Origin of the sequence: Streptomyces sp. NPDC049541 (assembly GCF_044465725.1) — a bacterium.
Taxonomy (GTDB): Bacteria; Actinomycetota; Actinomycetes; order Streptomycetales; family Streptomycetaceae; genus Streptomyces.
In genome coordinates this window covers 379,872-389,849 of record NZ_JBITLY010000009.1, presented here as the reverse complement: position 1 = coordinate 389,849, position 9,978 = coordinate 379,872, and the positions used below count along the sequence as shown (strand labels likewise).

6 protein-coding genes are annotated in these 9,978 nt (G+C 69.7%); 1 reads left to right on the top strand and 5 read right to left on the bottom strand.

Annotation, left to right across the window (positions count from 1 at the left end; all coding sequences use genetic code 11):
* Together ACIBW9_RS31780 and ACIBW9_RS31775 are read right to left on the bottom strand one after the other, a co-directional pair.
* On the bottom strand, positions 1-674 hold a 674-nt coding region (locus ACIBW9_RS31780; RefSeq protein ID WP_398960464.1), incomplete at its 3' end, for a maltotransferase domain-containing protein.
* A gap of 215 nt (positions 675-889) precedes the next feature.
* On the bottom strand, positions 890-2,092 hold the full coding sequence (locus ACIBW9_RS31775; RefSeq protein ID WP_398960463.1) for a S8 family peptidase: 1,203 nt from the start codon (positions 2,090-2,092) through the stop codon (positions 890-892).
* A 260-nt stretch (positions 2,093-2,352) separates the two neighbouring features.
* Here ACIBW9_RS31775 and ACIBW9_RS31770 point away from each other — a divergent pair, with 260 nt between their 5' ends.
* Positions 2,353-4,971: a glycosyltransferase family 1 protein gene (locus tag ACIBW9_RS31770; protein ID WP_398960462.1), complete on the top strand. Its 2,619-nt coding sequence runs from the start codon at positions 2,353-2,355 to the stop codon at positions 4,969-4,971.
* Positions 4,972-5,234: 263 nt separating this feature from the next.
* On the opposite strand, the gene ACIBW9_RS31765 is transcribed toward ACIBW9_RS31770, so the two are convergent.
* The 3 genes from ACIBW9_RS31765 to ACIBW9_RS31755 form a co-directional block, all read right to left on the bottom strand.
* Positions 5,235-5,753 (bottom strand): DUF1990 family protein, encoded by a 519-nt coding sequence (locus ACIBW9_RS31765; RefSeq protein ID WP_398960461.1) that lies wholly within the window; start codon positions 5,751-5,753, stop codon positions 5,235-5,237.
* 69 nt (positions 5,754-5,822) lie between these two features.
* Positions 5,823-7,487, bottom strand: coding sequence for a M4 family metallopeptidase (locus ACIBW9_RS31760; RefSeq protein WP_398960460.1), 1,665 nt, complete (start codon positions 7,485-7,487; stop codon positions 5,823-5,825).
* 235 nt (positions 7,488-7,722) lie between these two features.
* On the bottom strand, positions 7,723-9,744 hold the full coding sequence (locus tag ACIBW9_RS31755; RefSeq protein ID WP_398960459.1) for a M4 family metallopeptidase: 2,022 nt from the start codon (positions 9,742-9,744) through the stop codon (positions 7,723-7,725).
* Positions 9,745-9,978: the final 234 nt, after the last annotated feature.

Here is a 9,978-nt window from a genome sequence, read left to right as displayed (position 1 = left end):
AGCAGCGGCAGGGTCTGCGAGGCGGTGACGAACTCCCGCAGCGGATGGCGGGCCAGCACCGCGTCCACCTCCGGCGTCAACGCCGCCGCCAGACGTGAGGCGGCCGGGCGGTTCTCGTCCCGCAGGGCGGCGACGGCGGCGAGCAGCACGTCACGTGGGCCGTCGGGGGCGCCGTCGGCGGCGCGCTCGTACAGCCGCGCACCCTCCTCCAGGACCAGGTCCGTGTCCATGCCCGCCGGAATCTTGATCTGGGCGTGGTGCCGCCACGTGCTGATCGGGTCGCCCCAGGCCTCCACCGTGTACGTCCAGTGGCCCACGTCGCCGGCGGTGACGGTGGCGCCCCAGCGGTCGGTGCCCGGGGCCAGTTCCCGCATCGGCGTCCAGGGGCCGGGGCGGCCTTCCGGATCCGTCAGGACGACGTTTGCGGCGACCGCGTCATGGCCTTCCCGGAACACGGTGGCCGAGATCTCGAACGACTCGCCGGTCACGGCCTTGGCCGGCCTCCGCCCATGCTGCACCACCGGGCGGACGTCGAGGACGGGTATGCGCCCGATGCCCGTGGCGGCGCCCGCGGGGGGTGGTTGCGGGGCCGGTGGTCCGGCGTCGGCGGGGCGCACGGGGCGTGCTTCGGTGCTGGTCGTCGGGGGTGCTGACGAGTGGTGCGTGGCGGGCATGACCGCTCCTGTCCGCGTCAACGTGGGTGGGCGGATGGCTGTGGGGAGGTGGTCCTGCGGGTGGTTCCCGTGAACTGCGTGTGCGGTGTACCGGAGGAGCCTTCCCACCCTATTCGGGTACGCAATCCGGCACGTTGTTAACTACTCACGCGTATGTCTACACACAAGACCGGTCCCGTTCGTGAACGAACGGGACCGGTCCGTGGACTGTGTGACTAAGAAGACGGCACCTGCAGAAGTTCGTCCGGTGAGCCGAGGCCCCGGCCGGAGACCTTCCCGGACACCGCCAGTTTCACGAGTGCCTTGGCGACCTGGTCCGGGGTCGCCCTCGGACGGCCGGCCAGATACAGCGCGGCCGTGCCCGTGACATGTGGGGTCGCCATCGACGTACCGGAGAAGGTCGCCTTCCCGGTGTCGCTCGCATAGGAGTCCGAGGTGATCGACACTCCGGGTGCGAACAGATCCACGGCCGAGCCGAAGTTGGAGAAGCTCGCCCGCGCGTCCGTCCTGTCGGTCGCGCCGACCGTGAGGGCCTCCTTCACGTCCGCCGGGGAGTAGAGGGCGGCCGGCAGGCCGTCGTTCCCGGCGGCAACCGCGTACGTGACGCCCGACGCGATGGAGTTGCGTACGGCGGCGTCCAGCTGGGCGTTGTAGGAGCCACCCAGGCTGAGGTTGGCCACCGCCGGTTTCCTCGCGTGCTTGGTCACCCAGTCGATGCCCGCGATGACCTGCGAGGTCGTACCGGAGCCCGCGTTGTCGAGGACGCGGACGGCGACCACCTTGGCCTGCTTGGCGACGCCGTACTTGGTGCCGGCGATGGTGCCGGCGACATGGGTGCCGTGTCCGTTGCCGTCGGAGGCGGTCTTGTCGTTTCCGACGAAGTCCCAGCCGTAGCTCGCCCGGCCGCCGAAGTCCTTGTGCGTGATGCGGATACCGGTGTCGATCACATAGGCGGTGACACCGGCGCCCGCGGAGTCGGGCCAGGTGTAGCTCCTGTCCAGCGGCAGGCTCGGCTGGTCGATCCGGTCCAGGCCCCAGGACGGCGGGTTCTTCTGCGTGTGGTCGAGGGACACGCGCGTGTCCTGGACGACCGAGGCGACCTCGGAGTCGGCCGCGAGCAGCTTGGCCTGTCTCTCGTTGGCCTTGATGGCGTAGCCGTTGAGGACCGAGCCGTAGGTGTGGCTTATTTTTGCCCCGTACTTCTCGGCGATGCCTTTTCCGGTCGCCGACGGAGCCTTCGTTCCCCCCTTGAGTGTCACCAGATAACTTCCGCTGACGGAGCCGGGCTCACCGGCGCCGAGTATCTGACCTTCCGGTGCGGCGTGCGCGGGCAGGGTGACGGCTGACAGCGCGGCGGCGCAGGCCACCGCGGTCAGACCCCCTGTCCGGCGCAGACGCCGTGTTCGCGTCCGTGCCATGGTCCGAGTTCCCCTCCATTGACTCCACTTGGCAGCCTCTCGTGCGGTGTAGAAGGCCCACAAGAGGGCCTACGGGGCGGAATCGGCCATGTCCGCCATGGCGGACGCGTGAAGGTTGCGGCGTTTTCCGGACGGCGTAGGAGTGTGGCGTGCTCTTGGACGTGGCGTGGTTGCGGAGCCCTCCGCACGGATACCGTCGAGGTTGACGACGAGGCGCACAGCGTTGTGCGTCCGCACAGCGACACGCGTCGAGGTGGAAAGTGAAGGCGATCCGTCGATTCACCGTCCGACCCGTTCTCCCCGAACCCCTGCGGCCGCTCAGCGAGCTGGCCCGCAATCTGCGCTGGTCCTGGCATGCGGAGACCCGCGATCTGTTCCAGTCCGTCGACCCCGAGCGCTGGGCCGCCTCGGACGGCGATCCCGTACGGCTCCTGGGCAGCGTGTCGCCGGTGCGGCTCGCGGAGCTGGCGGGGGACCACCGCTTCCTGCGCCGGCTGGCGGAGGTCTCGGGCGACCTGGACGACTACATGACCGGCGACCGCTGGTACCAGACCCACCCGGGTGAACTGCCCGCAGCCATCGCCTACTTCTCGCCCGAGTTCGGGATCACGGCCGCCCTGCCCCAGTACTCCGGCGGCCTCGGCATCCTGGCGGGCGACCATCTGAAGGCGGCCAGTGACCTCGGCGTGCCCCTGGTCGGGGTGGGCCTGCTCTACCGGCACGGATACTTCCGCCAGTCGCTGTCCCGGGACGGCTGGCAGCAGGAGCACTACCCGGTCCTGGACCCCAACGAGCTGCCCGTGGCCCTCCTGGAGGAACCCGACGGCACCCCCGCCCAGGTCTCCCTCGCCCTGCCCGGTGGCCGGCAGCTGCACGCCCGTATCTGGCTCGCCCAGGTCGGCCGCGTCCCCCTGCTGATGCTCGACTCGGACGTCGAGGACAACAACTTCGGCGAGCGCGGGGTGACCGACCGGCTCTACGGCGGCGGCAGCGAGCACCGGCTGCTGCAGGAGATGCTGCTCGGCATAGGGGGAGTGCGGGCCGTACGGACCTACTGCCGGCTGACCGGCCACCCCGAACCCGAGGTCTTCCACACCAACGAGGGCCACGCCGGCTTCCTGGGCCTGGAGCGGATCGCGGAACTCTGCGAGGGCGGGCTGGACTTCGACTCCGCGCTGGAAGCGGTCCGCGCCGGGACCGTCTTCACCACCCACACCCCGGTCCCGGCCGGCATCGACCGGTTCGACCGGGAGCTGGTCGCCCACCACTTCGGCCCCGAGGCCGAACTCCCGGGCATCGACGTCGAACGCATCCTGCGCCTGGGCATGGAGACCTATCCCGGCGGCGAGCCGAACCTCTTCAACATGGCCGTGATGGGCCTGCGCCTGGGCCAGCGCGCCAACGGCGTCTCCCTGCTGCACGGTCAGGTCAGCCGCGAGATGTTCTCCGGACTGTGGCCGGGATTCGACCCCGAGGAGGTACCGATCACCTCCGTGACCAACGGGGTGCACGCACCCACCTGGGTCGCCCCCGAGGTGTTCCGGCTCGGCGCCCGGCAGATCGGTGCCCAGCGCACCGAGGACGCGCTGACCGTCGGCGGCTCGGACCGCTGGGACGCGGTGGGCGACATCCCCGACCAGGACATCTGGGAGCTCAGGCGCAACCTCCGCGAGCAACTGGTGGACGAGGTACGGGTGCGGCTGCGCGCCTCCTGGCGGCAACGCGGCGCCGGAACCGCGGAGTTGGGGTGGATCGACGGCGTCCTCGACCCGGACGTCCTCACCATCGGCTTCGCGCGCCGCGTTCCCTCGTACAAGCGCCTGACCCTGATGCTGCGCGACCGCGACCGCCTCATGGACCTGCTGCTGCACCCGGAGCGCCCGATCCAGATCGTGGTCGCGGGCAAGGCGCACCCGGCGGACGACGGCGGAAAGCGCCTGGTCCAGGAACTGGTCCGGTTCGCCGACGACCCACGGGTCCGCCACCGCATCGTCTTCCTCCCCGACTACGGCATGGCGATGGCGCAGAAGCTCTACCCCGGCTGCGACATCTGGCTCAACAACCCGCTGCGCCCCCTGGAGGCCTGCGGCACCTCCGGAATGAAGGCCGCCCTGAACGGCTGCCTCAACCTCTCCGTCCTGGACGGCTGGTGGGACGAGTGGTTCCAGCCCGACTTCGGCTGGGCGATCCCCACCGCCGACGGTGCGGGCACCGACCCCGACCACCGCGACGCCATAGAGGCAGAAGCGCTCTACGACCTGCTGGAACAGCGCGTGGCGCCCCGCTTCTACGAACGGGGACAGCACGGCCTGCCCGACCGCTGGATCGAGATGGTCCGCCAGACCCTGACCCTGCTCGGCCCCAAGGTGCTGGCCGGCCGCATGGTCCGCGAGTACGTCGAGCGCCTCTACGCCCCGGCCGCCCACGCACACCGCGCCATGGACCCCGGCTCGGCCCGCGAACTCGCCGCCTGGAAGGCGAAGGTGCGGGCCGCGTGGCACGGCGTCACCGTCGACCACGTGGAGACGTCCGCCGCCACGGCCACCGCGGAACTCGGCAGCACGCTCGCCCTACGGGTCCGCGTGGGCCTCGGCGAGCTCGGCCCCGACGACGTGGAGGTCCAGGTCGTCTCGGGCCGCGTCGACCCCGAGGACCGCATCGCGGACGCGACGACCGTCCCCCTGAAACCGGCGGGCGGCCCCGACGACGAGGGCAGGTGGTTCTACGAGGGCCCCCTCTCCCTCGACCGCACCGGCCCCTACGGCTACACGGTCCGCATCCTGCCCGCGCATCGGCTGCTGGCGTCCGCTGTGGAACTGGGCTTGGTGGCGGTGCCTTCGGAGGAGACGGGGGAGGGCGCAGGGGTACTGATGCGGTGAGCAAATTTCGGCCCTGTCGGCCACTCTGAGGCCGGGCGGGCATTTCAGCCCGTCCGGCGTTCAGGTGTCTCCGCCGCATCAGGCATCAGCCTGTCCGGTCTTCAGGCCTCTCCGCCGGATCAGGCATTTTCAGCCCGTCCGGTGTTCAGGCCTCTCCGCCGGATCAGGCATTCAGCCCGTCCGGCGTTTGAGGACGAGGCCGTTCAGGCCGACAGCGGGGGTCTGGGGGCGGCAGCCCCCAGCGACGGCGCCCCGACCCCCGCTCACCCCTCGGAGAGCGCTGCGCACAACCCCCGCAAAACCTTCCCGCACCGCCGCGCGTAAGCGTGCTGCAGGCCCCGCGTGGCCGCCCCGCCCGCCCGGGCGAACCACTTCGCGGGCCTGCTGAACGCGGACACCGTGAGCCACACCGTGCCGTCGCCGGTGCGCTCCACGAGGAAGAGCTCCTCGCCGCACTCCGGGTGGCCGGTCAGCGTGCCGTACGCCCAGCCCGCGCGGCGGGGTTCGTCGACCGTGTAGACGATGCGGCACGGGGCCTTGATCACTCCGGCGAGGGTGACGGTGACGTCGACGTCCGGTGCGGCGCGCTCCGCGCTCGCGTCGATGCCCACGCCCAGTTCCCGGTGCATCTCCCAGGTGAGGACCGCCTCGGCCGCTCGGCGGAAGCAGGGTTCGCCCTCTCCGATGCGCGTGCGCACATGCATCGGGCGGAAGCCCGGCGGGCAGAATCCGACGCGGCCGGTGCCGCCGACGTCGTCGTAGGTGAAGTCCTCCAGGCGCATGGGACACAAGAGTAGGGCGGCACCCGGGAATGCCTTCGTCCCGGGTACCGCCCGCCAACCCCCCTCGGGTCAGCTCACGTTGACCGCGGACCAGGCCGCGGCGACCGTCTTGTACTCGGTGCTGCTGGATCCGTACAGGCTCGCCGCCGCCGCCAGCGTGCCCGCGCGGGCCGCCTTGTAGTTGGTGGTCGAGGTGAACTGCTCGGTCAGCGCCTTGTACCAGATCTGCAGCGCCTTGTCCCGGCCGATGCCGGTGACCGTGGAGCCGTTGGACGTCGGCGAGTTGTAGCTGACGCCGTTGATCGTCTTCGAACCGCTGCCCTCGGCCAGCAGGTAGAAGAAGTGGTTGGCGACACCGGACGAGTAGTGGACGTCCAGGTTGCCGACGGAGGAGGACCAGGAGTCCGCCGAGCCGCCGTCCTTGCTGGGCTTGTCGAAGTAGCGCAGCGGGGTGCCGTCGCCGTTGATGTTGATCTTCTCGCCGATGAGGTAGTCGCCCTTGTCGGACGCGTTGTTGGCGTAGAACTCGACGCCGACGCCGCCGAGGATGTCGGAGGTCGCCTCGTTGAGGCCGCCCGACTCACCGCTGTAGTTGAGGCCGGCGGTGTTGGCGGTGACGCCGTGGGTCATCTCGTGGCCGGCCACGTCGATCGAGGTCAGCGGGTCGGTGTTGTTGTCACCGTCGCCGTACGTCATGCAGAAGCAGTCGTCGTCCCAGAAGGCGTTGACGTACGAGCTGCCGTAGTGGACGCGGGAGTAGGCGGCCACGCCGTCGTTCTTGATGCCGCTGCGGCCGAAGGTGCTCTTGTAGTAGTCCCAGGTCTCCTGCGCGCCGTAGGCGGCGTCGGCGGCGGCCGTCTGGTCGCTGGAGGAGCTGGAGGCGGTGCCGGTGCCGAAGGTGCTGGACGAGCTGGAGACCAGCGTGCCCTTGCCGGAGGTGCCCCGCTTGAGGTTGTACGTCTTGTGGCCGCCGCGGCTGGCGTCGGTCAGGTTGTACGTCGAGCCCGACTGGGTGACGGTGAGGCTGACCGTGCCCGAGTACAGCGTCTTGCCGGTACCGGTGGCGTTCTCGATGGCCTGGTACTGGAAGAGCTTCTTGCCCGTGGCCGCGTCCGTGATGACGTGCAGCGCGTTCGGGGTGCCGTCGTCCTGGAGGCCGCCGACGACGGTCTCGATGGCGAGGACGGGCTTGCCGGAGCCGGCCCAGATGACCTTGCGGGTCTTGTCGGCCGAGGTCTTGTCCGAACCCGCGGTCCTGGCGGCGGTCAGCGCCTGCTTCTCGGCCTTGGCGGTGGTGATCTGCGGCTTGAGCGAGGCCACCTTGATGGCCGCCTTCGTCGCCTTGACGACGCTCTCGGTCTTGCCGGCCTTCGTCGCGACGACCAGGTCGCCGCCGAGGACGGGCAGGCCCGCGTAGGTGCGCTCGTAGCGGGTGTGGACCGTGCCGTCGGCGTCCTTCACGACGTCCTTGACGACCAGCTTCTCCTTGGTGCCGAGGCCTATCTGCTGCGCCGTGTCGGCGAGTCCGGCCTGCGCCTGCTTGATGAGGGAGACGCGGGTCGCGGCCGAGAGCGCAGCGGGTGAGCCGGCCGTGCGGGCCGTGGCCGTGGAGTCCGCCGTGGGCTGGGCGGCGGCCGAACCGGTGGTCAGACCGGTGGTGAGCAGGGCTCCGGCGGCAACGGCTGTTGCGATGGCCAGAGTCGAGCGCTTGTGACGCGCGTAGAGGGGGGTCACACAAGCTCCTTGTGGTGGGGAGTCCGGCACGGCGTGGGGCGCCCGGGCCGGCGTTGCAGTGAAGTTGTGCGGCGGTTGTGGAGAAGAGTGGCATCAAGACGCGTACATGTCAGCTGCCCGAAGTGATGTTGGCTGAAAACCGACTGTCCGGTTAACGTTTCAGGGATGTAAACGGGCGCCGTCCCGGAGTCGTGCTCCGGGACGGCGCCCTGTTTCCGATGCCGCTGCCTGCGGTCTACGGGAATGTCACCTTCCAGCTGTTGAGTGTGCCGACGTCCTGTGCGGCCTGGTCCTGAACCTTCAGTTTCCAGGTTCCGTTGGCTGTTTCGCTCGAGGCGTTGACCGTGTACGTCGCCTGCACGTTGTCGGCCGAGTCCGAGGAAGAGAAGTTCTTCAGACGGTACGCGGTGCCCGAGGGGCCGAGCAGATCGATCACCAGGTCACCCCGCCAGGTGTGCGTGATGTCCACGGTCACCTGGAGGTTGCTTGGCGCGTTTCCGCTCCTGCCGGAGACGGTGATCGACGAGGTGACGGCCGGCCCGTTGTCCGGGATCGACAGCGGGGTGGTGTTCTCGTACGAGGTGCCGGACCCGCCGCCCCCGCCGGAGCGGGAGCCGACCGCGACGGCCGCCCACGCGTCCTGTACGGCCTTGTACTCGGCGGAGGTGGTCCCGTACAGCTCACCGGCGGCCGCGAGGGTGCCGGTGCGGGCGCCCGCGTAGTTGGTGTTGGACGTCCACTTGGTGGTCAGCGCCCGGTACCAGATCGCCAGGGCCTTGTCCCGGCCGATGCCGGTGACCGGAAGGCCGTCCGAGGTGGGCGAGTTGTAGCTGACGCCGTTGATGACCTTGGCGCCGCTGCCCTCGCTCAGCAGGTAGAAGAAGTGGTTGGCGACGCCCGAGGAGTAGTGCACGTCGAGGTTGCCGACGCCCGAGTACCAGGAGTCGGCGGAGCCGCCGTCCTTGCTGGGCTTGTCCATGTAGCGCAGCGGGGTGCCGTCGCCGTTGATGTCGATCTTCTCGCCGATGAGGTAGTCGCCCTTGTCGGACGCGTTGTTGGCGTAGAACTCGACGCCGACGCCGCCGAGGATGTCGGAGGTCGCCTCGTTGAGGCCGCCGGACTCGTTGCTGTAGTTGAGGCCGGCGGTGTTGGCGGTGACGCCGTGGGTCATCTCGTGGCCGGCCACGTCCAGCGAGGTCAGCGGGTCCGCGTTGCCGGAGCCGTCGCCGTACGTCATGCAGAAGCAGTTGTCGTCCCAGAACGCGTTCACGTACGAGTTGCCGTAGTGGACGCGCGAGTAGGCGCCGACGCCGTTGTTCTTGATGCCGCTGCGACCGAAGGTGTTCTTGTAGAAGTCCCAGGTCTCCGCGGCGCCGTAGTGCGCGTCCGCGCCCGCGGTCGCGGCGTTCGACGTGGTGCCGTTGCCCCAGGTGTTGCTGGTCTGCGAGAACAGCGTGCCGGTGCCGGACGTGCCGTGGTTCAGGTTGTACGTCTTGTGGTTGCCGCGGTCGCCGTCGGTCAGGTTGTAGTTCGAGCCCGACTGGGTCGTCGTCAGCGAGACCGTGCCGCTGTACTGGGTGTTGCCGGTGCCGGTCGCGTTCTCGATGCCCTGGTACTCGAAGAGCTTCTTGCCGGTGGTGGCGTCCGTGATGACGTGCAGCTGGTTCGGCGTGCCGTCGTCCTGGAAGCCGCCGATGACCGTCTCGTACGCGAGGACCGGCTTGCCGCTCGCCGCCCAGATCACCTTGCGGGCGCTGTCGGCGGCCGTCCTGGTCCCGCCGAGGGCCTTGGCGCGCTTCACGGCCTGCTGCTCGGCGGCCGCCTTCGTGATGTCCGGGGTGACGTCGGCGACCTTGATGGCGGCGTTCGTCGCCTTGATGACGTCCTTGGTGGCGCCCGACTTGGCGGTGTCGACGATCAGGTCGCCGCCGAGGACCGGCAGGCCGTCGTAGGTGCGCTCGTAGCGGGTGTGCAGGGTGCCGTCGGCGTCCTTGACGACGTCACGGGCGACGAGCTTCTCCTTCGCGCCGAGACCGATGTCCCTGGCGGTCTGCGCACGGGCGCTGTCGGCGTCGCGTATCAGCTCGGCGCGCTGGGAGGGAGAGAGCTTGACGGCCGTGTGCGCCTTGTTCAGGGACGAGCCCTGGGGCGGGGCGGCGGATGCGGCGCCCGACTGGACGGCCGCGGCGAGCAGTGCGGTGACGCCGGCGACGGCGACGATGTGGGAGGTGCGTCTGCGAGAGGAACTGCTTCTCAACACTGACTCCTTCTGCGTGGCCGCGGGTTGCGCGGCCAGGGAGATCCGGACGATGGGTCGACCGTCCGGGCAGAACTGGGGGTGGAGCTTGTGGGGTTGCTGTGTTGAAGCTGTGGGAAGGGTGGCAGGAGATTCCCGCCCTGTCAGGAGCGCGTCACAAAGTTGGCCGGAAATGGTTCGTTGACCGGTTGTTCATGTTCGGTATGCGAACCAGATGTTTGATCGTGAGCGGAA

Bases quoted from the DNA above. Each gene is read 5' to 3' on its own strand.
- ACIBW9_RS31765 (WP_398960461.1), bottom strand. From the start codon at position 5,753: ATGCGCCTGGAGGACTTCACCTACGACGACGTCGGCGGCACCGGCCGC.
- ACIBW9_RS31775 (WP_398960463.1), bottom strand. From the start codon at position 2,092: ATGGCACGGACGCGAACACGGCGTCTGCGCCGGACAGGGGGTCTGACC.